General features: G+C 55.6%; 1 protein-coding gene. It reads right to left on the bottom strand.

Going from position 1 to position 369, the window contains the following annotated elements; all coding sequences use genetic code 11:
• Positions 1-73: 73 nt before the first annotated feature.
• Positions 74-346: a WhiB family transcriptional regulator gene (locus MTX35_RS26350; RefSeq protein ID WP_374230358.1), complete on the bottom strand. Its 273-nt coding sequence runs from the start codon at positions 344-346 to the stop codon at positions 74-76.
• Between the last annotated feature and the right edge of the window lie 23 nt (positions 347-369).

Raw genomic sequence — 369 nt, 5'->3', positions numbered from 1 at the left:
TATCAACCGACACGACCGCTGAGTCGTTGACACCTCAGCTCGAAAGCGCCTAACATACAACACAACTCGTTGATCATGAACCGGATGGTTCACCGATCCGAATTACACCACCCCATGGGGCACTATCGACAGATCCTTCGGACGTCTCCAAGATTCGACCGGCCCACACTCCGACTGGCGAAGGATCAGTAGCAAGATACTGCTCGCAGTCGGTCAGTATATGACATTTCATGCAAGAGTCTGCTGCAGTTTTATGACGCGCAGCTCGCTGAGCAACCGTCTCGTAGGGTGGATCGGATTCGTAGTCCCACAGTTCGGGCTCCCCCTGGCAGGGTGTGACCAGCACCCGACCACGAACTGCGAGACGGT

The sequence above is a fragment of the Rhodococcus sp. ARC_M12 genome (genome assembly GCF_022810385.1).
In the GTDB taxonomy this organism is placed as follows: Bacteria; Actinomycetota; Actinomycetes; order Mycobacteriales; family Mycobacteriaceae; genus Rhodococcoides; species Rhodococcoides navarretei.
The sequence above is the reverse complement of the archived record's forward strand: the minus strand, read 5'-3'. Positions and strand labels throughout refer to the sequence as shown.